The organism is Streptomyces sp. NPDC031426 (genome assembly GCF_055581585.1).
In genome coordinates, this window is record NZ_JBVIJE010000004.1 from 233,175 (window position 1) to 258,915 (window position 25,741).

Consider the following 25,741-nt stretch of genomic DNA (forward strand, 5'->3'; position numbering starts at 1 on the left):
GCTGAAGGCGGCGGCCCCCGATCCCCGGGCCGTCGCCTTCGGCGTTTCCGCAGTCCCCACGTGGTCAACTGGGGCGGTGAGCGCAGCGGAAGAAGCATCGGCGCACGACACGTACGACCCGGAGGCGCACGGGATCCGGCTGGTGATCGTGCTGCTGATCCTGACCGTGGTGAGCGGTCTGATCGACGCCGTCAGCTATCTGGGGCTGGGCCGGGTCTTCACCGCCAACATGACCGGCAACGTGGTCGTCCTCGGCTTCGCGGCGGCCGGCGCGCCCGGCTTCTCCGTCCCGCACACGGCGACCTCGCTGGGGTGTTTCCTGCTGGGCGCGGTGACCGGCGGCCGGCTGGCGGCCCGCGTCGGCAAGGGGCCACGCCGTACCTGGACCCGCCTCACCCTGGCGGCCGAAGCGGTCCTGGTGGCCCTGTCGGCGGCGGTCGCCTTCGCCTGGCCGCACGCCACCGGCACGGTCTACGCCCTGATCGCCCTCACCGGGTACGCAATGGGCCTGCGCAACGCGACCGTCCGCAAACTGGGCATCGCCGATCTCACCACCACCGTGCTGACCATGACCCTGACCGGCCTGGCCTCCGAGTCCCGCCTCGGCGACGCCACCGGCCACCGCTCACCACGCCGTACGGCATCGGTGATCGCCATGCTCGTCGGCGCCTGCCTCGGGGCGTGGCTGGTGCTGCATCACGGCCTGGGCATCCCGCTGCTGATCGCGGCGGTGGCGTCGGGCGTGCTGGCGGTGGTGGCGTCCGGCCGGGAGTGACTCCGCCGACCTCGGGGGAGGCAGGAACGGGGCGTTGGGGTAGGGGTGCTCCTGCCTCCCTCGGGGTGGGCCGACCCGCACGGGTCAGCCGGTCGTGACCTGGAGTTCCTTGACCCCGTTGATCCAGGCCGAGCGCAGCCGCCGGGGCGCCTCGGCCGACCGCAGGCCGGGCATCGCGTCGGCGATCGCGTTGAAGATCAGGTCGATCTCCAGGATCGCCAGGGACTTGCCCAGGCAGTAGTGGGGTCCGCCACCGCCGAAGCCGAGGTGCGGGTTGGGGTCGCGGGTGATGTCGAAGGCGTCGGGGTCGGTGAAGACCTCGGGGTCGTGGTTGGCGGAGGCGTAGAACAGCCCGACCCGGTCCCCCTTCCTGATCCGCACCCCGCCCAGTTCCGTGTCCTGCGTGGCCGTCCGCTGGAAGGCGTTGACGGGCGTCGCCCAGCGCACGATCTCCTCGGCCGTCGTCCCGGGCCGCTCCCGCTTGAACAGCTCCCACTGCTCGGGATGGGTGAGGAAGGCGTGCATGCCGTGGGTGATGGCGTTCCGGGTGGTCTCGTTCCCGGCCACCGCCAGCATCAGCACGAAGAAGCCGAACTCGTCGGAGTTCAGGTTGCCCTCGTCCTCCGCCGCGACGAGGGTCGTGACGATGTCCCGGGCGGGACACTCCTTCCGCTCGGCGGCCATGTTCATGGCGTAGGCGATGATCTCGGCGGCCGACTCCGCGCCGACCTCCTCGGTGATGGCGTACTCGGGATCGTCGTAGGCGATCATCTTGTTGGACCAGTCGAAGATCTTGGACCGGTCCTCCTGGGGCACGCCGATCAGCTCCGCGATGGCCTGCAGGGGCAGTTCGCACGCGACCTCGGTGACGAAGTCGAAGGGCCCGGAGCGGGCGCGGGCACTCGCGACGATCGCCTCGGCACGCGCCCGGAGCCGGTCCTCCAGGGCGCGGATGGAACGTGGCGTGAAGCCGCGCTGCACGATCTGCCGCACCCGCGTATGTTCCGGAGGATCCATGTTGAGCAGGATCAGCCGCTGCGCGTCGATCGCGTCGCGCTCGATGTGCTCGTTGAAGCGGATGATCGCGGTGTTGACGGTGGAGGAGAAGAGCTCCGGGTGCGTGGAGACGTACTTGACGTCCGCGTGCCGGGTCACGGCCCAGTAGCCGTCGTCGGCGAAGCCCGCGAGGCCGTGCGGCTGCGGGATCCAGCGGACCGGCTCGGTGCGGCGCAGCTCGGCGAACTCCGGGAGGGGCACACGGTGGTGGAGCAGGTCGGGGTCGGTGAAGTCGAACCCGTCGGGCAGCGCGGGGCAGTGCATCGGCGACTCCCGTCGTCCGGTCTGAGTCCGTTCTGAGTTCGTTCCGAGTCGGTCCCGAGTCAGTTCTGACGGCCCATCAGCGGTGCGGTGAAGGTAGTAACAGGTTCTACAAGTCGCAAGAGGTACGGCAGCCCCAATCCGTGCGGAATTCGTGCAGATCGCGACTTCGGCACCTGCAAGACTCTTGCGGTGATGGACATCACGTCAGCAGACTGCTGGGCGGAACTAGAACGCGTACTAGTTCTGGTAGGAGAGCCCTCTCGGAGAGGACCCGCACCCATGGCCGCCGAACCCGTGATCGTCGAAGCCGTCCGCACCCCGATCGGCAAGCGCGGCGGCGCGCTCGCCAATCTGCACCCCGCCTATCTCCTGGGCGAGACCTACCGTGAACTCCTCGGCCGCACCGGCATCCCCGCCGACGCGGTCGAGCAGATCGTCGGCGGCACCGTCACCCACGCCGGCGAACAGTCCATGAACCCCGCGCGCACGGCATGGCTGACCATGGGGCTGCCCTACGAGACGGCCGCCACGACCGTCGACTGCCAGTGCGGCTCCTCCCAGCAGGCGTCGCACATGGTGGCCAACATGGTCGCCGGAGGCGTCATCGACGTCGGGATCAGCTGCGGCGTCGAGGCGATGAGCCGGGTCCCGCTGGGGTCGGGTTCGAAGCACGGTCCCGGCAAGCCGTTCCCGGACGAGTGGAACGTGGACCTGCCGAACCAGTTCGAGGCGGCCGAGCGCATCGCCCGTCACCGGGGGCTGACGAGGGAGAACGTCGACGCGCTGGGACTTCGCTCCCAGGAGCGGGCGGCGCTGGCCTGGGCGGAGGAACGCTTCAAGCGCGAGACGTTCGCGGTCCAGGTCCCGACCACCGAGGAGGAGCAGCACGCCGGTCAGGGCATGTGGCGCCTGGTCGACAAGGACGAGGGACTGCGCGACACGTCCATGGAGGCGCTGGCGAGGTTGAAGCCGGTGATGCCGACGGCCGTCCATACGGCGGGCAACTCGTCGCAGATCTCGGACGGTGCGGCGGCCATCATGTGGGCGTCGAAGCGGATGGCTCGGGCGCTGAAGCTGAAGCCCCGGGCGCGGATCGTCGCCCAGGCGCTGGTCGGCGCCAACCCGCACTTCCACCTGGACGGCCCGATCGACGCGACGCGCGCGGTGCTGGGCAAGGCGGGGATGTCCCTGAAGGACATCGACCTCGTGGAGATCAACGAGGCCTTCGCGTCCGTGGTGTTGAGCTGGGCCCAGGTCTTCGAACAGGACCTGGACAAGGTCAACGTGAATGGCGGTGCGATTGCTCTGGGTCACCCGGTGGGGGCGACAGGCGCCCGCCTGATCACCACCGCCCTGCACGAACTGGAGCGCGCGGACAAGGAGTTCGCGCTGGTGACCATGTGCGCGGGCGGTGGGCTGGCTACCGGGACGATCATTCAGCGGTTGTAGCGGCCCAGTTCACGAAGGTGGTGAAGGCGGCGGGGTCGAGGGAGAGGATCGGGCCCGCCGGGGTTTTGGAGTCGCGGATGGAGATGGTGGCGCAAGGGGTGTCGGCGATCTCTACACATTCGCCGCCCTGGTCGCTGCTGTACGACGACTTACGCCATGCGAGCGGGCCGAGCGGCGCGCATTCGACGCAATCGCCGCCCTGGTCGCTGCTGTAGCTGGACTTACGCCACTTGCTCCCCATAGCGGTCCTCCATCACCTGTCGGATCAGCCCCGCCGAGTCCTTGATCGAGAGTGCGGCGGCTCGTAGATGATCGTAACGGAGCGAGCAGTCCTTGACGGTGTCCGGGTTGGCGGTCGTGTGCCCACTGCCGTACCCCTCGGTGTAGACGATGGTCGGATCGCCGGCAAAGCGGAAGGCTGTGAACGAGCCTGTCAGTCCCGCGTGCGCCCCGGCCGAAAACGGCAGCACCTGGATGTTGATCAGCGGGTTGTTCTCGAAGGTCAACAGGTGGGCCAGTTGCCCGCGCATGATCTGCGGCCCGCCGATCTCCTGCTTCAGCGCGGCCTCACTGAGGACCACCCAGAAGACCGGCGGTTCCTCCTTGTCGAAGATGCGCTGGCGAGCGAGCCGTACAGCGCAGCGGTCGTCGAGGTCGGTGTCATCCAGCGCGCCGAGCACCGCACGCACGTACTCCGGAGTCTGCAACAGCCCGTGGATCATGCCCATTTGGAACGTACAGATCTCCGCCGCCCGCACCTCCAACTCCGCCACCTGCTGAAACCAAGCCGGAAGTTGGCTCCGCATCACCAGCGGGTGGAGCCGCGTCAATAACCCGCCCGTACACAGCGCCGCGTCCGCCCGCTGGCTGAAGTCGAGCGTCGGCAGCTTCCGGGCCGTCTCCACCTGGCCGACCATCGACCCCGTGTAGTTGATGATGTCCCCGAGCTGCTTCTGCGTGAGCCCCGCCGCCTCTCGGAAGCGACGCAACTCGAAGCCATAGTAGTCGAGCGGTGAGGCGCTCGGGTCGAGGGTGTTGATGTTCACCATGCCAAGTCCCCTCTCGGACCCGTTGTGTTCAAGCTGTAGCCGAGCGTAGTGATCCGAGGTCAGCCTCGTCCTGTGAACCTCAACATTCCCCGCACGCCCCAGTACCGCATGCAGCTCACCGCCGGCGAGCACTCGGTGCGCCACATCCGCCGTATCGTCCGCTCGCTGCTGCACGAATGGGAGCTGACGGAGCTGGTCTTCGCGGTGGAGCTGGGCGTGAGCGAGCTGGTCACCAACGTCGTACGGCACGTACCGGACCGCCGCTGCACGGTACGGCTCGCGCGGCTGACGGCGGGCGTACGGGCCGAGGTGACCGACGGTTGCGCCCAACTCCCGTGTCAGGCAAGCGAAGTCGACCAGGACTCGGAGAGCGGCCGGGGTCTTGCTCTGCTCGATGCCGTGGTCGACAAGTGGGGCGTGTCAGCGGCCGGCGGCGACGGGAAGACGGTCTGGTTCGAGTGCGGGACCGAGGGTGTTTCCCCGCCGCTGACTCAGACGTGACCGTGCCGAGAAGCGAGCGGCCGAACGGTCACATGCTGCCGACGCTCACCTTCTGTGCCTCCTGGGCGGCGCCCGCAACCGCCGTCACCGTCTTCGCCCGCGGGCCCTGGAAGACGTACGACAGCCCGAAGCCGGCGCTCACCACCACCGCGCCGCCCACCGCGTCGAGCACCCAGTGGTTGCCGGTGGCGACGATGGCCGAGACGGTGAGGAGGGGGTGCAGGAGGCCCAGCGCCTTCATCCACCACCTCGGGGCGATGACCGCGATCACGACACCACACCACAGGGCCCAGCCGAAGTGCAGCGACGGCATCGCCGCGTACTGGTTGGTGAGCGCGGTCAGGGTGCCGTAGTCCGGCTTGGAGAAGTCCTGGACGCCGTGGACGGTGTCGATCACGCCGAGCCCGGGCATCAGGCGCGGCGGGGCCAGCGGGAAGAGCCAGAAGCCGATCAGGGCGAGGAAGGTGGCGAAGCCGAGGGAGGCCCGGGCCCAGCGGTAGTCGACGGGGCGGCGCCAGTAGAGGACGGCCAGGACCGTCAGCGGGGCCACGAAGTGGAATGACTCGTAGTAGAAGTCGAAGAAGCTCCGCAGCCAGCCGATCTTCACGACGGCGTGGTTGGCCCAGTGCTCGATGTCGATGTGCAGGAAGCGCTCGATGTCGAGCACGATGTGGCCGTGGTGCTCGGCCCTGGCCCGGCCCCCGGACACGGTGCCGCCGGTCGCTGCCAGGCGTACCTGCTGGTAGGCGGCGTACACGACCCGGATCAGCAGCAGTTCCAGCAGCAGGTTGGGGCGGGTGAGGACGCGGCGCAGGAAGGGCGCCAGGGAGACGTGGCGGAAGCGGGGCGCCACCGGTGGCGCGTACTCCGCGGGAATCGGTCGCTGGTAGTGGGGGGACGTCCGGGACACGAACGGTACGGCCGTGGCGGCGGCCAATGCCGCGAGCAGGACGAGGTTGTCGCGCAGCGGGTGCATCACCGTCATGTTCGGCAGCAGCATCTTCGCCGGCAGTGTGGTCACCAGGACCATCGCGACCGGCCAGACGTACCGGTCGGAGGCCCGTCTGCCGACCCGGCCGACCATCGCGAGCAGCACCCACAGCAACTGGTGCTGCCAGGCGGTGGGAGAGACGGCGACGACCGCGCAGCCGGTGACGGCCACCGCGAGCAGCAGCTGGCCGTCGTGCGCGTAGTGGACGGCGCGGCGCAGGGCGAGGGCGGTGACGGCGGCGCTCAGCGCCAGGAAGAGGGTGATCTCCAGCGGGCCGGTCAGGCCCAGGCGGAGCAGGGCGCCGTGCAGGGACTGGTTGCCGAGGGCGTCGGCCTTGCCGCCGAGGCCCGTCCCGGCCATGTGGTGCACCCAGTACGTGTACGAGTCGTGCGGCAGCGCCGCCCAGGCGAGCGCGGTGCAGGCGGCGAAGGTGCCGGCCGTGGCTGCGGTGGCCCGGCGACGGCCGGTGAACCACAGCAGCGGGGCGAACAGCAGCATGGTCGGCTGCAGGGCGGCGGCCAGGCCTATGCACACGCCGCTCTCGCGTTCGCTGCGTACGGTGAAGCAGCCGAGCAGGACGAGCAGCACCGGGATGATGCTGGTCTGGCCGAGCCACAGGGCGTTGCGGACCGGCAGCGACAGCATGAGCAGGCTGATCGCGACCGGCGCGGCCAGCAGGGAGGTGCGGCGGCCGACCGGCTGGGGCAGCGCACGGGCGGCCACCAGGCCGAGGGCGACGACCAGCAGCAGGGTGCCGAAGGTCCAGCTCCAGCCGAGGGCGGCCTGCGCGGAGCGCGTGAGGGGTTTGAGGACCAGGCCGCCGAAGGGGGTGCCGGTGAACCGGGTCGAGTCGTAGATCGAGCCCTTCACATGCAGCACGCCGTGCGGGCCGACCCAGGTCTCCAGGTCCGTCAGCCGCTCGCCGCTCGGCGTGGTGGCGACGACGGCCAGCTGCCGTACCGCGAGGGTCGCGGCCACCGCCCACAGGGCGAGCCGGGCCGCGAGCAACCGGGCTTCCGCCGGTGCCCTGCCGAAGGTGTCCGCCGGTCGCCCGCTGTGCTCCACGTTCGCCACGCCTCGTCGGCCTCCCGCCCCGTACGGTCCCGGCGCCGGTCACGCCGGGTTGCTCTGAGAACCCTATGAGGGTCCCAGCCCCCCGGAGAAGGACGCCGGAAACCCGGGCTTCACCTGACGTCCGTTCTCCTTTTGTCCGGAAGACGATAGTCGGCGGCACGGCCGGTTCCCCGGCCGGAGCGCGAGAAGGATCACAGCGCGGGACCGGAATGCCTGATCGTGGGCGGGCAGGCGTGCCTGCATACGCGCCATTTAGCTGCACACTGCAGCTAAATGCGTACAGCACGTAAGGGGCGCAGGCCCTCCTATGGTCGGTTTCCGGCCCGTTCCCGGCAGCGCCGCCGTACGGACCGCGCCCTGTCCCCGTCGAAAGGTAGGCGAGCCCCGTTTTGGCGACCGCCACAGCAGTCTCCCCGTCCCTCCCCAAGACCCGGCGGGCCGGCACGGCCCGTGACATCACCGTCACCGACCCCGCGCTCGTCAGGCGCGCCGTGAAGGCGGCCGCGCTCGGCAACGCGATGGAGTGGTTCGACTTCGGTGTCTACAGCTACATCGCGGTCACCCTGGGCAAGGTCTTCTTCCCGTCCGGCAACCCGACCGCGCAGTTGCTGTCGACCTTCGGCGCCTTCGCGGCGGCCTTTCTGGTCCGGCCGCTCGGTGGCATGGTCTTCGGTCCGCTGGGCGACCGCGTGGGCCGCCAGAAGGTCCTCGCCATCACGATGATCATGATGGCGGCGGGCACGTTCGCGATCGGTCTGATCCCGTCGTACGCCTCGATCGGCGTGGGCGCGCCGCTGCTTCTGCTGGCCGCCCGGCTGGTGCAGGGCTTCTCCACCGGTGGTGAGTACGCCGGCGCGTCGACCTTCATCGCCGAGTACGCCCCCGACAAGAAGCGCGGCTTCTTCGGCAGCTGGCTGGAGTTCGGCACGCTGGCGGGCTACATCGGCGGCGCGGGTCTGGTGACGCTGATGACCGCGCTGCTGTCCTCGCACGACCTGGTGTCGTGGGGCTGGCGGATCCCGTTCCTGATCGCGGGCCCGATGGGCATCATCGGCCTGTATCTGCGGATGCGTCTTGAGGAGACCCCGGCGTTCGCGGCCGAGGTGGCGAAGGCGGAGGCCGCCCGACCGAAGGTGCCACTGCGCGAGATGGTCGCGGGCCAGTGGAAGGCGCTGCTGCTGTGCATGGGTCTGGTGCTGGTCTTCAACGTCACCGACTACATGCTGCTGTCGTACATGCCGAGCTACCTCACTAGCGAGCTGAAGTACGACGAGACACACGGGCTGCTGGTCGTGCTGGGCGTGATGGCGCTGATGATGATCGTGCAGCCGTTCGCGGGCGCGCTGACCGACCGGGTCGGCCGGCGTCCGGTGATCGCGGCGGGCTGCGCGGGCTTCCTGTTCCTGTCGATCCCGGCGCTGCTGCTGATCCGCGAGGGCAGTCTGGTGGCGGTGGGGCTGGGCATGGGTGCGCTGGGTCTGCTGCTGGTGTGCTTCACGGCGGCCATGCCGGCCGCGCTGCCCGCTCTCTTCCCGACGCGGGTGCGGTACGGGTCGCTGTCCATCGGGTTCAACGTGTCCGTGTCCCTGTTCGGCGGGACGACTCCGCTGGTCGTGACCGCGCTGATCGGGGCGACCGGGAACATGATGATGCCCGCGTACTACATGATGGCCGCGGCTGTGGTGGGCGGATTCGCGGTGTGGCGGATGTCGGAGTCCGCGGGGCGGCCGCTGCCGGGTTCCGCCCCGGCGGTGGAAAGTCGCTGAGCGCCGTAGGGGTGCGGTTCAAGTGCTCCTGTCGGCCGCGGCCGCCGGCGCCCTGATCGTCGTACGGCGCTCCCGGTGGCCGGGAATCCGTCGGTGATCACGCCGTCGGCGCCCCTCGGCTGAGACGATGTCGGTGGGAAGGGCAGGCACTCGGGAAAGGCAGCAGGAGCATGAGCGACTCCCAGCTCTGGGACGACGTCGACGACTACTTCACCAGCCGGCTCGCCCCCGATGACGAGGCGCTGCGGGCGGCCCTGCGGGAGAACGACGCAGCCGGTCTGCCGCAGATCGCCGTCACGGCGGCGCAGGGCAAGTTCCTCCAGCTGCTCGCCCAGCTGCAGGGCGCGCGGCACATCCTGGAGATCGGCACACTGGGCGGTTACAGCACGATCTGGCTGGCCCGGGCCCTGCCCGAGGACGGCAGGCTCGTGTCGCTGGAGTACAGCGCCAAGCACGCCGAGGTGGCCAGCCGGAACCTCGCCCGGGCCGGCCTGGACCGGATCGCGGAGGTGCGGGTGGGCCCGGCCCTGGAGTCGCTGCCCAAGCTCGCCGACGAGAACCCGGCCCCGTTCGACCTGGTGTTCATCGACGCCGACAAGGCCAACAACGCGCACTACGTGGAGTGGGCGCTGCGGCTCACCCGTACCGGCAGCCTGATCGTCGTGGACAACGTGGTGCGCGGCGGCCGGGTCGTCGACGAGCGCACCACCGAGCCCGACGTCGTGGGCACACGCGCCGCGATCGAGCTGATCGCCACGCATCCGAGGCTGAGCGGCACGGCGATCCAGACGGTCGGCAGCAAGGGGTACGACGGCTTCGCGCTGGCCCGGGTACTGGACTGAGTCGCTCCGGCGCCGCCCGGCCCGGGCTCAGACCTCGTGATAGAAGCCGACGTTGACGCTGCGCGGCGCGGTGCGGTCCTGGACGACGATCTCGCCGGACCCGCCGCGCGGCAGCGCTACGGTCGCGCCGTAGCCGAGGGGCTGCGCGTACTCCCCGACCACCAACCGCACTTCGGACGACGGCTCGGCCTGCGAACCGCGCAGCCAGGTGAGTTGCCAGCCGCCGTCGGGGCCGCACTGGAACTCCAGGTGCACCCGGGAGACGAACAGCCAGTCCTCCGGGGTGACCAGCCGGCACATCGACGCGTCCCGGCCGACCCGGAGCACGGCGCCCGGCTCGCTCGGCGCGTCGGCCATCGTCATGCCGGCCGTGGCGCCCGCCTCGGCGCCGGAGACGGTGGCCATGGTGAGTTCGAGCACGCGCGTTTCCCCCTGTACGACCATCGGCGTACGGCGGCCGGATCGCCGTATCCCCGCCGCATGATAAAACGCCCGGCGAGGCGGCGTCCGGCACAATGAGCTCATGACCGAGCGAAAGCCACCCGGGGTGCCGTTCGAGTCCTGGGTCGACAAGCAGATCCGCGACGCGCAGGGGCGCGGTGAGTTCGAGCGGCTGCCGGGGACGGGGGAGCCGCTGCCGAGCGAACTCGACTCCACCTATGACGAACTGTGGTGGATCAAGCGGAAGATGGCGCGCGAGGGCCTGTCCGTGCTGCCGCCCGCCCTCGCCCTGCGCAAGGAGGCCGAGGACGCGCTCGCGGCGGCCTACGCGGCGCCGTCCGAGCGGATCGCGCGGAAGATCATCGAGGACGTCAACGTCAAGATCAAGGACATGATGTTCAAGCCGCCGCCCGGTCCCCCGCTGGGGAAGAAGCCGTACGACGTCGAGGAGGTCGTACGCGAGTGGCGGCAGCGCAGGGCTGCCGCCGCACGCGGGCGGGGTCCGTCAGAGGTGTAGCAGGCGCCCGGCCAGTTCCTGGTAGTCGCGCAGCGCCAGCCTGAGCTGCTCGGTGTCGGTGTCCGAGCCCGGTCCGCGGTCCTCGGAGGCCTCCCAGGACCGCCGCAGCGTACGCCGCCGCCGCTCCACGGCCTCTTCGAACCGCCCCGCGATCTCCTCGAGCACGTGATCGGCCTGCTCGACCGCGCCCCGGGGCTCGTCCACGAACCCCGCGGCCAGCCGCCGCATCCGCTGCTCCCAGCGGTCCGTCTCGTCGTGGGACAGCAGCGGTGCGCCGGTACCGGAGGGAGCGGGTGCCGTCTCACCGACGGAGGAGGCCCCGGTCGCCGGCGCGGACCCGCGTGCGCGGGCATCGGCCGGTGCCGTCGGCCATGCATCCGGTTCGGTCGACTCGGTGGTATGCGCATCCCGCCCGCTCACATCCCCGGGCGACGGAACCCCCAGCCCGTCGTCCGGCATGGGGCTCTCGTAGGACATACCAGCCTCGCCGGGCACACGGCTCTCGCCCGGCATCCGGTCCTCGCGCGGCATGTTGCCCTCGCGTGGCATACGGCTCTCGCGTGGCATTCCGGGCTCGATCGACGTGCCACCCTCGCCAGGCATCGCCCTCTCGCCCGGCATGCTGCCCTCGCTCGGCATTCCGCTCTCGCCCGACATTCGTCCCTCGCCCGGCAGCCAGCCCTCGGCCGGGCGCCGGCCCTCGGCGGCGATGCCGGCTACGCCTGGCATTCGGCCTTCGGCCGGGGTGCCGGTTTCGGTTGGGTGGACTGGTGTGTCCTCCGGGGTGAGGTCGTCGGCTGTCAGGCCGTTCCTGCCGGGGCCGATCGAGCCGGGGAGGCGGGAAGGGGGCGCCGGCGGTGGTTCGCCGGGGAGCCGTTCCTCTGGCAGGGGGTCTCTCGGCGTGCGTTGGCCCAGAGGCATGTCCTCCGGGGTCCAGTCCTCGTCCGGCGGTCGGCGGAAGCGGCCGGTGGGGCGCTCGTCGTCCGACATGATGCTCAGCCCTTCTTCGCGTGGCTGGTCGCACGGTGGCGGCCGGTTTCCCGGGAGGGGTGGGTCAGGTCGTCGAAGAGGGCGCGGGCGCCGACCAGCGCCGTACGCATCTCCTCCGTCCCGGAGCCGGCCTCGGTCAGCCCGTGGCGCGCCCCGGCACGGGCCACCCGGTGCACCTGCCGATAGCCGTCGACGTGGTCGGCGTGGTGGACGGAGAGCGCGGCGAGCTGCTCCTCGTAACGCCCGCCGTTCGGGTAGCCGCGCGCGGCCGCGAGGTCCGCGAGCAGCTGGTCGGCCTCGGCCACCGCCTGCCGCGGCGAGGCGACGAAGTGTTCCTGTACGGCCGTCCAGCGGGCCACGTAGTGCTCACGCCCGGCCGGGTCCAGCGGCCGTTCCCGCAGGTCGCCGTGGCGTTCGACGCGCTCGGCCAGCTCCTGTTCGGCGGCCTTGGCGTCCCCGCCGTGCAGGGCGACGGTCCGCTCGTACTCGGGCCCGAAGCGCCGCTTCAGACCGGGCCCGCCGGATCGCACCCGGCCGCGCAGAACCAGGGAGGTGACCGCGGCGATGACCACGGCCGCCACGATCACGATCACCACGATCATGCCTGTGGACATGGTTGCCTTCCGATCGGCCGGCCCCGCTGACCGGCTCCCCTTCCGGGTGACCCGGAAGGGGAGCCACAAACGGTGCTCACTCCGCGAAGCGGCGCGGAAAACCGGTGGGCGGCGCGGTGACGGCCGCCGACAATGGCCGCCATGACGTGGTCGATCACTCCGGAACCGTACGACTCCCCGGTCGCCGCCGCGCTGTGGCGGGCCTACTACACGGAGGTCAGCGACCGCTGGTATCTGCTGCACGAGGGCCGCCGGACCGACCCCGACGAGCTGGAGCGGGGGATCGCGGCCGCGACCGGTGCCGAACTCACGCCTCCTACCGGGCAGTTGCTCGTCGGGCGGTACGACGGTGAGCCGGCCGGCTGCGCGGGCGTACGGCTGCTGGAGCCGGACACGGCGGAACTGACCCGCGTGTTCGTGTACGAGCGGGCGCGCGGCAGGGGCGGTGCCCCGTTGCTGGTGGCCGCCGCCGAGGAGGCCGCCCGCGCCCTCGGCGCCCGGCGGCTGATCCTCGACACCCGCAGCGACCTGGTCGAGGCCCGCGCCCTGTACGCCCGCCTCGGCTACACGGAGACCGGCCCGCACAACGACGACCTCTACGCCGAGCACTGGTTCCGCAAGGAGCTGGCGCTCAACTGACCTTGGCGCCGGTGGCGTCGTGCGGTCGCTCGCGCTCGGTGCCGCACATCTCCCCGCTGAGTTCCCTGACGAGCTTGGTCAGGTCGGTGGACCGGCCCGGTTTCCACCAGTCGCCGAGGAGTTCCGCGAGGGACTCCTCGCGGGCCTTGGCAAGCCGTTCGGCGACCTCGCGGCCGGTATTCGTCAGGTACAGGTCGAGGCCACGGCGTTCGCCCAGGTGCCGTTCCTCGACCTGGCGGGCGGCAGCGAGGACGGCCTCCAGCGGGACGGGGCTGCGCTCGGCGAGGACGCCCGGCTCGATCGAGCCGTACTTGCGGATGCGCAGCAGCATCCAGCTGGCGGCGGGCAGCAGGTCGTACCCGGCCCGTTCGGTGATCGTCCGGTAGACCTCGTAGCGGCCCTCGCGGGTGCCGAGCAGGGACAGGGCGCGGCAGCACTCGTCGTAGGAGGACCGCTCGACCGGGTTGGGCGGAATGGTCTCGGAGGCGTCCGGCGCGGTGACCGAGCCGCGCAGCCGGTCCTCCTTCAGGAACCAGGCCAGCAGGAAGCCGAGGAGGGCGACGGGGGCGGCGTAGAGGAAGACGTCGGTGATGGCGGACGCGTACGCGTGCAGGGCCGCCGGGCGCAGGGTGGGCGGCAGGGCGGCGATGCCGCGCGGGTCGGACTTGAGGGCGTTCGCGGACACGCCCGGGGGCAGGCTCACGCCCCGGAAGGCGGCGGCGAGTTTGTCGCCGAGGCGGCCGGCGAACACCGTGCCGAAGATCGCCACGCCGAAGGAGGCGCCGATGGAGCGGAAGAAGGTCGCGCCGGAGGTGGCGACGCCCAGGTCCTCGTACGACACCGCGTTCTGCACGATGAGCACCAGGACCTGCATGACCAGGCCGAGTCCGAGGCCGAACACGAAGAAGCAGGCGCTCATCTCGGCGGTCGGGCTGTGCTCGTCGAGCCGGTGCAGCAGGAGCAGGCCGATGGCCGTGACGGCGGTGCCGGTGATGGGGAACACCTTCCAGCGGCCGGTGCGGCTGACGATCTGCCCGGAGATCGTGGACGACAGCAGCAGGCCGACGACCATGGGCAGCATGTGCACGCCGGACAGGGTCGGCGAGATGCCGTGCACGACCTGCAGGAAGGTCGGCAGATAGGTCATCGCGCCGAACATGGCGAAACCGACGATGAAGCTGATGACGGCGGCGAGACTGAAGGTGCGGATGCCGAACAGCTCGAGCGGCAGGACGGGTTCGGCGGCCCGCCGCTCGGCGGCGACGAAGGCCACGGCGAGGAGGACGCCCAGCACGGCGAGCCCGATGATCTGTGCCGAGGCCCAGGGCCAGGTCGTGCCGCCGAGGGAGGCGACCAGGACCAGGCAGGTGGCGACGGAGGCGATCAGGAACGTGCCGAGGTAGTCGATGACATGGCGCTCGGTACGGCGCGGGATGTGCAGGGCGGTGGCGATCACGGCGAGCGCGACCACGCCGACGGGCAGGTTGACGTAGAACACCCAGCGCCAGCTCAGATGCTGGGTCAACAGCCCGCCGAGCAGCGGTCCGAGCACACTGGTCGCGCCGAACACGGCCCCGAACAGCCCCTGGTAGCGGCCGCGTTCCCGGGGCGGCACGAGGTCGCCGACGATCGCCATCGACAGCACCATCAGCCCGCCGCCGCCCAGGCCCTGCAGCGCCCGGAACCCGATCAGCTCGCCCATGTTCTGCGCCATGCCGCACAAGGCCGAGCCGATGAGGAAGATCACGATGGCCGTCTGGAACAGCCGTTTCCGGCCGTACTGGTCGCCGAGCTTGCCCCACAACGGGGTCGCGGCGGTCGAGGCCAGCAGATAGGCGGTGACCACCCAGGACAGGTGCTCCAGGCCGCCGAGGTCGCTGACGATGGTGGGCAGCGCGGTCGACACGATCGTCTGGTCGAGCGCGGCGAGCAGCAGCCCGAGGAGCAAGGCGCCGATCGAGACGAACACGTTGCCGGAGACGTGCTCGGCGGCCTTGATCTCCTGCTGCGTGGCGTGCGCGTCCAGGGCCATGGAGACCTCCTGGGACTCAGGGGCCGAGTGCACCTTCCATCGTGGTCGGAGTCACCCTTTATGGCCTGTTGAGTCCCGCGTTTCCGGCGGCGGATGCGAAGAAGTTGCGCATAGGGTCTGTAGTTCGTGAGGGGAGGGGGCGAACGCATGAGTGAATCCGAGGGTCACAGCTGTCCGGAGTGCGGAGCGCCGAGGGGCCCGGACCTGAGCCCGTCCTGCGACTGCACCGAGCGCGCGGCCGAGGCCCTGCGCGAGACGCGGACGGCCGAGGCGGCAGCGGCGGAGGACTTCGATCCGCTGCGGATACGGCCGTATGTGCAGGTCGAGGCCGTCGAGACGACGCTGCCCCTGCGGCCGTCGGCGGAGCCGCCGCCGAGCACGACCGACCTGCGGATACAGCACCCCGAAGAGGCGCGGGACCGTGCCTCGACCCGCGACTCCGCCGCGATCGATTCCGCGACGGCGCGGCAGCCGGACGACGGCCCGGCGCGGCCGAGCCGGCGCAGTGCTCGCCGTACCGTCCTGCTGTCCGTCGCGGGGGCGGTCACGGCGGCCGGGTTCGCGGGCGGGCTGCTCTCGTATCACACGCCGTCCCGGGACCGGGCGGCCCAGGAGGTCAGGGCGAGCGTCCCGGAGGTGAGCACACCGGGTCCGGCGTCACCGACGGCACGATCCGCCTCCCCCGCCGCACCCCGCTCGCCGGTGCCGCCGCCCGCCCCTTCGGCGAGGTTTCCGAGCCCGCCGGCGACACGGACCACGTCACCGACGCCGGCCCCCTCCACCGCCACGACCCGCCCGGCCGCCCCCACCTCCTCCGCCACCGCTCGGGCCACCCCGGCCCTCGCTCCGGTGCTGCAACGCGGTGACCATGGGCCCGAGGTGACCGAACTCCAGTACCGGCTAAGGCAGTTGAACCTCTACGGTGACGAGATCAACGGCGTCTTCACCCGGCCCGTGGAGGACGCCGTACGCACCTACCAGCTGGCTCGCGGTATCCGGGACGACACCCTGGGGGTGTACGGGCCGGCGACCAGGAAGAGCCTGGAGGCGGAGACGTCCGAGCCCTGAGAGCGGGCGGCGCGAGGCGTCAGCCGATGTGCAGCCGGATCGTGCCGTCGCCCGTCACCTCGACCCGCACCCGCGTCAGATCCGGGACGACCACATCAGGTCCGTGCAGACCGGCGCGGGGCCCGACCCCCACCACCGTCATCCCCGCGGAGCGCCCGGCCGTGATCCCCGCGCCGGAGTCCTCGAAGACCACACAGTCCGCCGGATCCACGCCCAGCTCGGCGGCGCCCTTGAGAAACCCCTCGGGGTCGGGCTTGCTCGCGCCCACCGACTCGGCGGTGACGCGGACCTCCGGCAGCGGCAGCCCGGCGGCGTTCATGCGGGCGGTGGACAGGGGGACGTCGGCGGAGGTCACGAGGGCGTGCGGAAGGCCGCGCAGGGAGGCGAGGAAGGCGCTCGCGCCGGGGATCTCGACGACGCCATCGGTGTCGGCGGTCTCCTCGGCGAGCATGCGGGCGTTGTCGGCGAGGTTCTGCTCCATGGGCCGGTCGGGCAGCAGTACGGCCATGGAGGCGTGCCCCTGCCGGCCGTGGACGACCTTCATCACCTCGTCGCCGTCCAGCCCGTGCCGCTCGGCCCAGCGGCGCCAGACGCGCTCGACGACGGCGTCCGAGTTGACGAGGGTGCCGTCCATGTCGAGCAGGAGGGCGCGGGCGGTGAGGACGGTGGGCGTGGCGGTGGCCGTCATCGGCAGCTCCAGGAACGAAAAAGACCCCGAGGGGAGGGACAAGGCGGCCCCGCCCGCCGGTCAGGGAAAACGGGCGGGAGCCACTTTGTTCCTCCACGGTACAAAATCACGGGCGGTCCCGCCACCACGTCCGGAAAGGGTTCACCGACCGTTCAGCTCGACCGGGGGCCACGACCGGCGGTTCATGGCCGGCGGTTCATGGCCTGAGGGCGCGACTGGCGGTCACGGCCAGGGGGCACGACCGGTGATCACTACCAGGGGGCACGGCCGGCGATTCATGGCCTGAGGGCGCGACTGGCGATTCATGGCCAGGGGTCACGACCGGCGGTCACGACCAGGGATCACGACGCGGCGGCCACGACCAGGGTTACGACCTGGGGTCACAGCCGGGAGTCACAGCCGGTCACAGCCAGGGGTCACGACCGGCGGTCACGACCGGCGGTTCACGGCCGGGGGTTACGACCGGCGGTCACGACCAGGGGGCACGGCCGGCGATTCATGGCCGGAGGTTCAGGCCGCCACCGCCTCGTACAGGCTCCACACGCCGAGGGCTAGCATCAGCAGTGCCGCGATCTGTGTGATCAGCCGCAGCGGAACCTTCTTCATCAGGGCCTTTCCGCCGACGATGCCGAGTCCGGCGACGGCCCACAGGCCCAGCACGGCGCCGAGGCCGACGGAGAGCGGATCGTTGTAGCGGGCGGCCAGGTTGGCGGTCATGATCTGGGTGAGATCGCCGAACTCGGCGACGAAAATCAGCATGAAGCCCGTGCCCGCGACCCTCCAGAAGGACTGGTCGGCGGGCTTCTTGATCTCCTCCTCGCCCTCGTCCTTCTTCAGCAGCAGCACCGCGGCACCGGCGAGGAAGAGGACGCCGGTGAGGGCGTGCACGATCCGCTGGGGCAGCAGGGTCAGCACGCTGCCGGCCGCGACGGCCAGCACGACGTGCAGCAGGAAGGCGGCGGCGACACCGGCGAAGACGTAGCTCGCGCGGTAGCGGGTGCCGAGGACGAGACCGGCGAGCGCGGTCTTGTCGGGCAGTTCGGCGAGGAAGATGACGCCGAAGACGAGCGCCGTCACGGTGATGCTGATCAAGGTTCCTCAATCGGTCGGGGCTGCCCCACCGAGAGTGTGGTACGTCACGCGATGACACCTCGGCAGGGCAGCACACTCGGCGTCCGTGTCGCGAGGACACGGACGTGCACTGCTTGCCGAAGGTCTCGCTGGCGGTCCTCGAAAGATTCGAAAGATCCGCCTCCGGGCGCCGGCTCAGGCTGACTGAGCAGTATGTCGACGGTCCGGCGAAGAGCTACTCCCCTTCTGCGCTCCCCATCGTAAGGGATGCGAAGGTTGAGCGGTAAATCTTGCTGCACGGGGCCACCTGGACCTCCGCCTCCGACGTAGACATCGACCACCTCCCGCTGGCCGAGGTCTGGGACTCGGGCGCGAGCAAGTGGACCACCGCGCAGCGGCAGGCCTTCGCCAACGACGTCACCCGTCCCCAACTCCTCGCCGTCACCGACAACGTCAACCAGGCCAAGGGCGACCAGGACCCGGCGACCTGGGTCCCGTCCCGGTCCGCCTACGTGTGCACCTACGTCCGCGCCTGGGTGCAGGTGAAGTACTACTACGCCCTCTCGGTCGACTCCGTGGAGAAGTCGGCGCTGACGAACCATCTGGCGAGCTGCTGAGTTTCGCATCACGCCGTGCGACTGGAGACCGTACGGCGACCGCGGCTCCGTCGCGACCGGTCGCGCCCACGCGACGGAGTCGCACATCAGGTGCAGCCCCGCGCCCCTGGGAAACTGCGGCGACCGGCACCCGCAGTGCGCCCGTGGGCCGAACAGCCGGTGGTCTACGCGGTGCGGCGGCGCATGAGGTAGCCCGCCGCCGCGCCCGCGGCGAAGAGGGCCGCGAAGGAGACGGCCGTGGCCAGCCAGGTCGCGCCGAGCCACTGAGCGCCGTAGTAGCCGAGGGCCACGCTGTAGGCGGCCCAGGAGAGGCCGGCCAGGGCGGACCAGGGGACGAAGTCGCGGGCTCGGCGGTGGGCGGCGCCGGCGCAGAAGGACACCACCGAGCGGCCCGCCGGGGCGAAGCGGGCGAGCACGACCAGCGCGCCGCCGCCCCGGGCCAGGGCGTCGCCGAGACGTTCCTGCGCGGTGGTCAGCCGCCGGGAGCGGGCTATCGCGCGGTCCAGCCGCGCACCGCCCCGCCAGGCCAGCCGGTACGCCACCAGATCGCCGAGGACCGAGGCGGTCGCCGCGGAGAGGATCAGGACCAGGAGGTCCGGCACGTCGCGCGGGACCCGGCCGGCCGCCGCGCCCGAGCCCGCCGCCGCTGCCGTACCCGCCGTGATGACGAGCACGCCGCTCGGCAGCACCGGCACGAACACGTCGAGCAGCACGGACATGACAACCGCGGCATAGATCCACGGTCCGGCGGCCAACGCCCCCACATTCTCGAACACCACGACTCCCGTTGCTCCCCCGTTGACAGCCAGACAGCGTACGCCGGGGGTGTGACAGAAGGGGCTAGGGGGGCGAACAAGGACTCAGGCGGGTCCGGGGCCTCCGCCACACTCTGTCACCCGAACAGCGCACGCTGTGCGGCAAGGGCCCTCCGCGTCCGTCGCAATGGATAGAGGCTTGTCCGAAATATCAGGCTCACATCCGAACGAAACGGCGCATGAGCGCAGAAGAAGGTGCACATCATGGTGGCAGCAGCCGTATACGCGGGCACCCTCGCCGCAGCCCTGTTCGCGTCCGGGACCGCGAGCTCCGCCCACACCTCCTCGCTGGAGACCTACGGCGTGTTCTCCGCTCCGGCCGCGAGCAGCAAGTCGAACGCGGTGGCGTACGACCAGAACCTCGTCCCGGCGGGCGCCCTGATCCAGGTCCGCCAGACCACCCAGCCGAGCGGTGCCACGACCGTCGAGCTGCGGGTGGCCGGCGTCAAGCCCAACCACCTCTTCGGGGTCCACATCCACCAGAAGGCCTGCGGCGCCGACCCCGCCGCCGCCGGCAAGCACTACCAGAACCACACCGGCACGGACGCCGCCCACGTCAACAAGGACAACGAGGTCTGGCTGGACTTCAAGTCCAGCGCGAACGGGATCGGCAACGCCACCGCCAAGCACACCTGGGCCTTCCGGAAGGGCCAGGCGGGTTCGGTGGTGATCCACAACGAGCCGGGCACCAAGGGCAGGCGGGTGGCCTGCGTCACCGTGCCGTTCGGCGGGACGTCGTAGCCGGCCGGAGGCCGGACGGCGCCCTCCCCCCTGCGAGAGGGAAGGACGCCGTCCCGGGTCAGGCGGCCATCGGGGTGTGCTCGGTGGCGGCCCGGCCGTCCGCGGCGGGGCGGCGGGCGACGAGCCGGTCGAGCCCGAAGGCGCCGGACCCGGTGAAGACCAGCAGGAAGAAGGCCCAGCAGAACATGACCGACGGCTCGCCGCCGTTCTGGATGGGCCACAGCGCGGCCTGCTGGTGCACGTCGAAATAGGCGTACGCCATCGAGCCCGAGGCGATCAGCGCCGCCCCGCGGGTGCCGAGGCCGAGGAGCACCAGGCCGCCGGCGACGAGCTGGATCACGGCCGCGTACCAGCCGGGCCAGGTGCCGGTCGGGATCGTGCCGCCCTGGGTCCCGGCGGCACCGCCGAGGACGCCGAAGAGGGACGCGGCGCCGTGCACGGCGAACAACAGGCCCACGACGATGCGGAAGAGCCCGAGGACATAGGGCTGAGCGGAGTTGAGGCGTGCGGACATGAGGGGGGTTCTCCTCTTCGGTGGCGGTCGGACCGGCCAGGGACGTCCAAGTGGCCGGTCGTGGGGGGAATGCGGCGGTACCGAACGAGGGACTCAGGTTAGGGCTACCTAATCAATGCTTGCAAGTTCAACATTTGGGTCATCGCCTTCCATGGGCACCCCAAAGGCGAACCTCCTTGCGTGGACGGTGCCTTGAGGGTTCATCAGGGGGTATGGCCGCTGGGCGACGGGGGCGGGGATATCCAACCGCCACCGGTTGGCGGACGAAGCGGACGGCGCGGTTCATCATGACCTGCTGACCCCAACCGCCCTCCTACCGGCCCGCGTTGACCGTCATGCCGGATTGCGGGAGGTGCCCCTACGGGGCGCTTCGCGCCGCCTGCCCCCGCACCTCCAGCCCCCCGAGCAGCTCCGCCGTGGCCTCGGCCACCGCGGCCACCGCGCGGTCGAAGACCTCGCGGTTGTGCGCGGCGGGGGCCCGGAATCCCGAAATCTTCCGCACGTACTGCAGCGCGGCGGCGTGGATGTCCTCCTCCGTGGCCTCCTCGGGCAGCACGGGCGGACGCAGCGTCTTGATACTCCGGCACATGCCCCCAGTCTCACGCACCCCGCGCCGAGGTGCGAGGATCACGCCGAAGGCGGCCACCGACTCCCGGGGCCGACCGACGAGAGGAACCTCCTCATGACCAACGAGCACACCGTGGCCGTCCTCGGCCCCGGCGGCACCGGCGGACTCCTCGCCGCCCTGCTCTCCCGCTCCGGCCACCGCGTCGTCTGCCTGGCCCAGGACCGTACGGCCGACACCCTGCGCCGTACCGGACTCACGGTCCGCAGCGCACAGTTCGGCGAGTTCACCGCCCCGGTCGAGGCGGACACCGAACTGCGCGAGCCGGTGGCCGCCTGCCTGATCGCCGTCAAGCACACCGCGCTGGACGCCGCCCTCACCCGGGTGCCGCCACAGGCTCTGGGCGACGCCCTCGTCGTACCGCTCCTGAACGGCGTCGAACACCCCAGCCTGCTCCGCGCCCGCTACGGCCCCGAGCGGGTCGCCCCGGCGGTGATCCGCGTGGAGTCCACCCGGGTCGCCCCGGGGGTGATCGAACACGGCAGCCCGTTCACGGAGATCGACCTGGCCGGGGACGCCGTACCCCGCCCCCGCCTCGACGACCTCGCGGCCACCCTCGGCTCCGCCGGCGTGACGGCCCGCGTGGTCGAGGACGAGACGGCGGCCCTGTGGGCCAAGATGGCGTTCCTCGCCCCCTTCGCCCTGCTCACCACGCGGTACGCCCTCCCCCTCGGCGAGGCCCGCACCCGGCACCGCGAGGAGCTGGAGTCCCTGGTCGCCGAGACCGCCGCGGTCAGCCGTGCCTGCGGGGCCCCCGCCGACCCGGCCCAGGCGCTGGCCCGGTACGACGCCTTCCCGCCCGGCGCCAAGTCGTCCATGCAACGCGACGCCGAGGCGGGCCGCCCGCTCGAACTCGACGCCATCGGCGGGGCACTGCTGCGCGCCGCGGACCGGCACGGTGTGCCGGTGCCGGTGACGGCCCGCCTGGTGGACGAACTGCGGGCCGCCGGCCACCCAACGGCGCCAGGCCCGCGATGATCAGCACGGGCCCACCCGTTCGCGTGAACCTCACAACCGAACTCGCCCCCCAAAATCGAACAGGCGTAGCATTGGGGTGTGGCTACGACCTATGAATTCCCCAGTGACCTCCTCGCCGGTCAGGAGGAGCTGCATCAGGTCCGGGCCGAGCTGTCGGCCCTGCTCAAGCGCCTGCCGTGGTCGGTCGAACCGATGGACGGCTTCAGCGACGACACCGGCTGGCGGAAGGTGGAGCGGCCCGCGTCCCCGGGCTGGACGGCGGACGAGCAGGCCGAGGTGGAGAAGCTGCGCCGCCGCGAGCACGAACTCGCGGTTTTCGTCACCACGCACCGCTTCTGGGCCGAGGTCGCGGCAGCGGACCGCATGGACGCCCGCACCCGACTGAAGCACGCACACAGGCGGCAGCCGTCAGGAGAGGAATGAGAAGAGCCCCCAGCCGTATGGCTGGGGGCTCCGTCTGTGGGCGCGGACGGTTTCGAACCGCCGACATCCTGCTTGTAAGGCAGGCGCTCTACCCCTGAGCTACGCACCCGGACACCTGGGCTGCGCGCCCAGGACGAGTCGACAGCCTACCTTGCCGCAACCAGTGCACGGCAAACCCGTAACGGCCGTATGCGGGGGTTATCCCCACCCGCGGTCCGGGAGCCGTCCTCATCGTCCCGCCCGCCCCGGCTCCCTTACGGTCCTCGCAGACCGAATCCCAGGGGGAGTTCCGCATGACCCGTTCCGTTCCTGTCCGCGCCGCCGCCCTGGCCGTCGTCACCGGTGTGCTGGTGGCGACGGTCAGTGCCTGCGGTGCCTCCGCAGACGACGACACACACCCGGACCACCGGTCCTTCGCACTGCACGGCCGCACCCTCACGATCGACTCCGACAACTCCGCGCTGGAGGTCGTCGCCACCGACTCGGCCAAGGCCGGCACGGTCGAGGTGACCCGGTGGTTCCAGGGATCCGTCGTCGTCGGCCACAGTCCGACGCTGCGCTGGTCCTTCCAGGACGACCGGCTGGTGCTGCGGGTGCACTGCTCGGGCCTCATCGCCGACTGCTCGGCCCGGCACCGGATCGAGGTGCCGCGCGGGATCAGCGTGAAGGTCGACAACGGGGACGGCGGCGTGCGGGCGCACGGGTTCCGGGATCCGCTCAGTGTCGACACCGCCGACGGCTCCGTACACGTCACCGACTCCAGCGGGCCGCTCGACCTGAAGTCGACCGACGGTGCGGTCCGCGCGGACGTCTCCTCGCGCCGGGTGAAGGCCGGCTCCACCGACGGCTCGGTGCAGGTCCTGCTGTCCGGTGTGCCCGACCTGGTGGACGCCTCCAGCACCGACGGCTCGGTGACGGTCGCCGTGCCGAGGGGCGCCTACCGGGTTTCGGCCGGTTCCGACGACGGCGCGGTGTCGGTGTCCGTGCCCCGCGACGACCGCAGCCCGCACCGGGTGTCGGCCCACGCCACGGACGGAAAGGTCACGGTCCGCACGGGAAAGTGAGGACGCCGGACGCGAACTGACCGGCCCATGTGTTTCGTCTACTACGGGTGGGAGAATGACACCACCCACGGCGGACCACAGCACGGGAGAGGGATGTGACGGCGACACCGGGCACGCCAGCGACGCGGTCGTACCCGCCGTCGACCGTACGGGCCCGGTCCGGGTCCACGGCCCTGCGCGACACCCTCACCCTGCTGAGCCTGCCGGTCCTGGCCGTGCTCGCGCTGCCCGCCGCGTTCGCCGGCGGCGGCACCCGGCGCTGGTTCGGCGGCCGGGCGGAGAGCCAGCGGGCGGAGGCGCAGGCCGCGAAGGACGCCGCGGCGGCCGCGTTCTACGAACTCGACACCGCCCAGCGCGACCTGCGGATCTCCATCGAGACCATCACGGCCGTGGACGACTCGCCCGCCGCCCGCCGTGCCGTCACCGACTTCGCGGCGCTCGGGCAGCGGATCGACGAGGCCAGCCAGCGCTATATCCAGGCCGTCGACGCGCATGACCTGGACCGGGACGATCTGGAGGCCGCCGCGGCCTCGCGGGCGCGCGCGGACCTGACGTCCGCCAAGGACGAGCTGCTCCGGGTCCGGCAGGAGCTGGACCGTTTCGGCAGCTCGCTCGGGCCGCTGCTCGGCAAGGCCGAGACCCAGCTGGCCCGGGTGGCGCCCGGCGTGGAGCGGGCCCGGCAGGCGCTGCTCGGCGCGAGCAACGCCCTGGACGCCGTACGGGAGCGGGGGCTGCGGGCCGATGACCTGGCCGGCCGGCTCGCGGCCCTCTCCCCCGAGCTGACCAAGCTGAACCAGGGCGCCGGTCAGCACGGCGTGGCACAGACGCTGGAGCGGGCCGAGCGGGTGCAGCGGGAGGCCGGGGCGATCCGGGCCGAGGCCGAGCGGCTGCCGGAGAAGGCCGCCGAGATCGACCACCGGCTGGTCAGCCTGCGCACCCGGGCCCAGGCGCTCACCACCAGGGCCGGACAGGTGGACCCGGTGCTGAGCGAGCTGCGGCGCCGGTTCGCGGCCGCGTGCTGGCAGGACCTGCAGCACGTGCCCGAGCAGGCCGCGGAGAACGTACGGCAGGCCGAGCTCAAGCTCCGCGAGGCCCAGGCGGCGCGGGACGCCCAGCGCTGGCCGGACGCCACATCGCTGTTGTCGACGGTACGGGCCCTGCTGAACGGCACCGACGAGGCCGTGTCGGCAGCGGGTGACCGGCTGCGGCGGCTGAACGAGGTGCAGAAGGATCCGCAGGCGGAGATCGAGCGGACCCGCTTCGCGATCCGGGACGCCCAGCGGCTGGCCATGACCGGCCGTACGACCCCCGATCCCCGGCATGCCCGGCCGCTGGACGACGCGGTGGGGCGGCTGGAGCGGGCGATCGGTTCGCTGGAGACCGGCCGGCACCCCGACTACTGGCACTTCCTGACCGAGACGGATGCGGTGCGACAGACGGTGACCCGAGTGGTGGCGCAGATCCGCGAGGAACGCGGAGGGCACTGAGCGGGGGCCCGCCGTGGGTGCGCTGTGCCGCCGTCGGTTGCAGGGCGCTGTGTGGCGGGCGGATATTGGATGCACGCATGGCCTCCGCTAGCGCCCGAGGAGGCGGATATGGCCACACACGCAGCGCACACGCGGGACACGGGGCCGCGACGGCGGATCGAGTTCGACAAGCACCTGCCCGTCGACCACCGGCTGAACACGGTCTACCGGATCGGCGCGGGCCTGATCGGCGCGTTCCTCGTCGCCTTCGGCATCCTGGGTCTGATCAACCACATCGGCTTCTTCGACACCGGCGGTGCCACGGTCGCCGAGCTGAACACCAACGGAACGCTGAGCGTGCTGTCGATCGTCGTCGGCGCGATCCTGCTCGCCGGCATGGTGATCGGCGGAAACGTGGCGTCCACGCTGAACCTGGTGTTCGGGGTGCTGTTCCTGCTGAGCGGCTTCCTGAGCCTCGGCCTGCTGGACACCACGCACAATTTCCTGGCGTTCAAGATCCAGAACGTGTTCTTCAGCTTCATCGTGGGCCTGCTGCTGATGACCTTCGGCATGTACGGCCGGGTCGGCTCGACCCTGCCGCACGACAACCCCTACTGGCGGGCCCGGCACCCGGATGCCGTCGAGCGTGAGCAGGCCGGGCAGTAATCTGT

Annotated in this window: 27 protein-coding genes, 1 tRNA gene and 1 pseudogene; 15 read left to right on the forward strand and 14 right to left on the reverse strand. The window is 71.2% G+C overall.

Going from position 1 to position 25,741, the window contains the following annotated elements; genetic code table 11:
• Window positions 1-76: 76 nt before the first annotated feature.
• Window positions 77-775 (forward strand): YoaK family protein, encoded by a 699-nt coding sequence (locus ACZ5NH_RS09285; RefSeq protein ID WP_468773803.1) that lies wholly within the window; start codon window positions 77-79, stop codon window positions 773-775.
• An 84-nt stretch (window positions 776-859) separates the two neighbouring features.
• Here ACZ5NH_RS09285 and ACZ5NH_RS09290 read toward each other — a convergent pair whose 3' ends face one another.
• Window positions 860-2,095 (reverse strand): cytochrome P450, encoded by a 1,236-nt coding sequence (locus tag ACZ5NH_RS09290; RefSeq protein WP_468773805.1) that lies wholly within the window; start codon window positions 2,093-2,095, stop codon window positions 860-862.
• A gap of 279 nt (window positions 2,096-2,374) precedes the next feature.
• Here ACZ5NH_RS09290 and ACZ5NH_RS09295 point away from each other — a divergent pair, with 279 nt between their 5' ends.
• On the forward strand, window positions 2,375-3,544 hold the full coding sequence (locus tag ACZ5NH_RS09295) for a steroid 3-ketoacyl-CoA thiolase (RefSeq protein WP_450980921.1): 1,170 nt from the start codon (window positions 2,375-2,377) through the stop codon (window positions 3,542-3,544).
• Here ACZ5NH_RS09295 and ACZ5NH_RS09300 read toward each other — a convergent pair.
• Both ACZ5NH_RS09300 and ACZ5NH_RS09305 read right to left on the reverse strand, forming a co-directional pair.
• On the reverse strand, window positions 3,528-3,785 hold the full coding sequence (locus ACZ5NH_RS09300) for a DUF397 domain-containing protein (protein WP_468773807.1): 258 nt from the start codon (window positions 3,783-3,785) through the stop codon (window positions 3,528-3,530). The two genes, ACZ5NH_RS09295 and ACZ5NH_RS09300, sit on opposite strands and share 17 nt — an antisense overlap.
• Window positions 3,766-4,593 (reverse strand): helix-turn-helix domain-containing protein, encoded by an 828-nt coding sequence (locus ACZ5NH_RS09305; RefSeq protein ID WP_468773809.1) that lies wholly within the window; start codon window positions 4,591-4,593, stop codon window positions 3,766-3,768. The genes ACZ5NH_RS09300 and ACZ5NH_RS09305 overlap by 20 nt, the downstream gene beginning before the upstream one ends.
• Before the next feature lie 108 nt (window positions 4,594-4,701).
• On the opposite strand from ACZ5NH_RS09305, the gene ACZ5NH_RS09310 reads away from it, so the two are divergent.
• Window positions 4,702-5,094, forward strand: coding sequence for an ATP-binding protein (locus ACZ5NH_RS09310; protein WP_468774229.1), 393 nt, complete (start codon window positions 4,702-4,704; stop codon window positions 5,092-5,094).
• A 28-nt stretch (window positions 5,095-5,122) separates the two neighbouring features.
• Here the strand turns inward: ACZ5NH_RS09310 and ACZ5NH_RS09315 are convergent, their stop codons facing one another.
• The gene (locus ACZ5NH_RS09315) at window positions 5,123-7,159 is read right to left on the reverse strand and encodes a bifunctional glycosyltransferase 87/phosphatase PAP2 family protein (RefSeq protein ID WP_468773811.1); all 2,037 of its coding nucleotides are present in this window, start codon (window positions 7,157-7,159) and stop codon (window positions 5,123-5,125) included.
• A gap of 389 nt (window positions 7,160-7,548) precedes the next feature.
• Here ACZ5NH_RS09315 and proP point away from each other — a divergent pair, with 389 nt between their 5' ends.
• Together proP and ACZ5NH_RS09325 are read left to right on the forward strand one after the other, a co-directional pair.
• On the forward strand, window positions 7,549-8,925 hold the full coding sequence (gene proP, locus ACZ5NH_RS09320) for a glycine betaine/L-proline transporter ProP (RefSeq protein WP_468773813.1): 1,377 nt from the start codon (window positions 7,549-7,551) through the stop codon (window positions 8,923-8,925).
• Between the two features lie 170 nt (window positions 8,926-9,095).
• Window positions 9,096-9,767, forward strand: a complete 672-nt coding sequence (locus tag ACZ5NH_RS09325; RefSeq protein WP_451551929.1) for an O-methyltransferase — start codon at window positions 9,096-9,098, stop codon at window positions 9,765-9,767.
• A 27-nt stretch (window positions 9,768-9,794) separates the two neighbouring features.
• Here ACZ5NH_RS09325 and ACZ5NH_RS09330 read toward each other — a convergent pair whose 3' ends face one another.
• Window positions 9,795-10,187 (reverse strand): hypothetical protein, encoded by a 393-nt coding sequence (locus tag ACZ5NH_RS09330; protein WP_451551930.1) that lies wholly within the window; start codon window positions 10,185-10,187, stop codon window positions 9,795-9,797.
• A gap of 103 nt (window positions 10,188-10,290) precedes the next feature.
• Between ACZ5NH_RS09330 and ACZ5NH_RS09335 the strand changes: the two genes are divergently transcribed.
• Window positions 10,291-10,725, forward strand: a complete 435-nt coding sequence (locus ACZ5NH_RS09335; RefSeq protein WP_468773816.1) for a DnaJ family domain-containing protein — start codon at window positions 10,291-10,293, stop codon at window positions 10,723-10,725.
• Here the strand turns inward: ACZ5NH_RS09335 and ACZ5NH_RS09340 are convergent.
• The gene (locus ACZ5NH_RS09340; RefSeq protein WP_468773818.1) at window positions 10,714-11,715 is read right to left on the reverse strand and encodes a hypothetical protein; all 1,002 of its coding nucleotides are present in this window, start codon (window positions 11,713-11,715) and stop codon (window positions 10,714-10,716) included. The genes ACZ5NH_RS09335 and ACZ5NH_RS09340 overlap by 12 nt on opposite strands.
• 5 nt (window positions 11,716-11,720) lie before the next feature.
• Window positions 11,721-12,329, reverse strand: coding sequence for a hypothetical protein (locus ACZ5NH_RS09345; RefSeq protein WP_468773820.1), 609 nt, complete (start codon window positions 12,327-12,329; stop codon window positions 11,721-11,723).
• Between the two features lie 132 nt (window positions 12,330-12,461).
• On the opposite strand from ACZ5NH_RS09345, the gene ACZ5NH_RS09350 reads away from it, so the two are divergent.
• On the forward strand, window positions 12,462-12,968 hold the full coding sequence (locus tag ACZ5NH_RS09350) for a GNAT family N-acetyltransferase (protein WP_451551934.1): 507 nt from the start codon (window positions 12,462-12,464) through the stop codon (window positions 12,966-12,968).
• Here ACZ5NH_RS09350 and ACZ5NH_RS09355 read toward each other — a convergent pair.
• On the reverse strand, window positions 12,961-15,000 hold the full coding sequence (locus tag ACZ5NH_RS09355; protein WP_468773822.1) for a DHA2 family efflux MFS transporter permease subunit: 2,040 nt from the start codon (window positions 14,998-15,000) through the stop codon (window positions 12,961-12,963). The two genes, ACZ5NH_RS09350 and ACZ5NH_RS09355, sit on opposite strands and share 8 nt — an antisense overlap.
• A gap of 147 nt (window positions 15,001-15,147) precedes the next feature.
• Here ACZ5NH_RS09355 and ACZ5NH_RS09360 point away from each other — a divergent pair, with 147 nt between their 5' ends.
• Entirely contained in the window at window positions 15,148-16,068 is a 921-nt protein-coding gene (locus ACZ5NH_RS09360) for a peptidoglycan-binding domain-containing protein (RefSeq protein WP_468773824.1), read from the forward strand.
• 19 nt (window positions 16,069-16,087) lie between these two features.
• Here ACZ5NH_RS09360 and ACZ5NH_RS09365 read toward each other — a convergent pair whose 3' ends face one another.
• Both ACZ5NH_RS09365 and ACZ5NH_RS09370 read right to left on the reverse strand, forming a co-directional pair.
• Window positions 16,088-16,756, reverse strand: a complete 669-nt coding sequence (locus tag ACZ5NH_RS09365) for an HAD family hydrolase (protein WP_468773826.1) — start codon at window positions 16,754-16,756, stop codon at window positions 16,088-16,090.
• A gap of 510 nt (window positions 16,757-17,266) precedes the next feature.
• On the reverse strand, window positions 17,267-17,848 hold the full coding sequence (locus ACZ5NH_RS09370; protein WP_468773828.1) for a TMEM165/GDT1 family protein: 582 nt from the start codon (window positions 17,846-17,848) through the stop codon (window positions 17,267-17,269).
• Between the two features lie 278 nt (window positions 17,849-18,126).
• Between ACZ5NH_RS09370 and ACZ5NH_RS09375 the strand changes: the two are divergent.
• Window positions 18,127-18,444, forward strand: a pseudogene (locus ACZ5NH_RS09375) (GmrSD restriction endonuclease domain-containing protein); the annotation flags it as partial.
• Between the two features lie 164 nt (window positions 18,445-18,608).
• Here ACZ5NH_RS09375 and ACZ5NH_RS09380 read toward each other — a convergent pair.
• Window positions 18,609-19,163, reverse strand: coding sequence for a DedA family protein (locus ACZ5NH_RS09380; RefSeq protein WP_388622336.1), 555 nt, complete (start codon window positions 19,161-19,163; stop codon window positions 18,609-18,611).
• Window positions 19,164-19,463: 300 nt separating this feature from the next.
• Between ACZ5NH_RS09380 and ACZ5NH_RS09385 the strand changes: the two genes are divergently transcribed.
• Window positions 19,464-20,000 (forward strand): superoxide dismutase family protein, encoded by a 537-nt coding sequence (locus tag ACZ5NH_RS09385; RefSeq protein ID WP_468773831.1) that lies wholly within the window; start codon window positions 19,464-19,466, stop codon window positions 19,998-20,000.
• Between the two features lie 58 nt (window positions 20,001-20,058).
• Here ACZ5NH_RS09385 and ACZ5NH_RS09390 read toward each other — a convergent pair whose 3' ends face one another.
• Together ACZ5NH_RS09390 and ACZ5NH_RS09395 are read right to left on the reverse strand one after the other, a co-directional pair.
• A complete protein-coding gene (locus ACZ5NH_RS09390; protein WP_468773833.1) occupies window positions 20,059-20,514 on the reverse strand; it encodes a DoxX family protein in 456 nt (151 codons plus the stop codon).
• 358 nt (window positions 20,515-20,872) lie between these two features.
• Window positions 20,873-21,103: a DUF2277 domain-containing protein gene (locus tag ACZ5NH_RS09395; protein ID WP_388621905.1), complete on the reverse strand. Its 231-nt coding sequence runs from the start codon at window positions 21,101-21,103 to the stop codon at window positions 20,873-20,875.
• Between the two features lie 93 nt (window positions 21,104-21,196).
• Here ACZ5NH_RS09395 and ACZ5NH_RS09400 point away from each other — a divergent pair, with 93 nt between their 5' ends.
• Both ACZ5NH_RS09400 and ACZ5NH_RS09405 read left to right on the forward strand, forming a co-directional pair.
• Window positions 21,197-22,117, forward strand: coding sequence for a ketopantoate reductase family protein (locus ACZ5NH_RS09400; protein WP_468773834.1), 921 nt, complete (start codon window positions 21,197-21,199; stop codon window positions 22,115-22,117).
• A gap of 78 nt (window positions 22,118-22,195) precedes the next feature.
• On the forward strand, window positions 22,196-22,540 hold the full coding sequence (locus ACZ5NH_RS09405; RefSeq protein WP_388621909.1) for a hypothetical protein: 345 nt from the start codon (window positions 22,196-22,198) through the stop codon (window positions 22,538-22,540).
• A gap of 37 nt (window positions 22,541-22,577) precedes the next feature.
• Here the strand turns inward: ACZ5NH_RS09405 and ACZ5NH_RS09410 are convergent.
• Window positions 22,578-22,649: transfer RNA gene (locus tag ACZ5NH_RS09410), tRNA-Val, on the reverse strand.
• 184 nt (window positions 22,650-22,833) lie between these two features.
• Here ACZ5NH_RS09410 and ACZ5NH_RS09415 point away from each other — a divergent pair.
• From ACZ5NH_RS09415 to ACZ5NH_RS09425, 3 genes are all read left to right on the forward strand, one after another.
• Window positions 22,834-23,604 (forward strand): DUF4097 family beta strand repeat-containing protein, encoded by a 771-nt coding sequence (locus tag ACZ5NH_RS09415; protein ID WP_388621911.1) that lies wholly within the window; start codon window positions 22,834-22,836, stop codon window positions 23,602-23,604.
• A gap of 95 nt (window positions 23,605-23,699) precedes the next feature.
• Complete coding sequence (locus tag ACZ5NH_RS09420) at window positions 23,700-25,091, forward strand: hypothetical protein (RefSeq protein WP_468773837.1); 1,392 nt, start codon at window positions 23,700-23,702, stop codon at window positions 25,089-25,091.
• 108 nt (window positions 25,092-25,199) lie between these two features.
• Window positions 25,200-25,736, forward strand: a complete 537-nt coding sequence (locus ACZ5NH_RS09425) for a DUF4383 domain-containing protein (RefSeq protein WP_388621915.1) — start codon at window positions 25,200-25,202, stop codon at window positions 25,734-25,736.
• Window positions 25,737-25,741 lie beyond the last annotated feature (5 nt).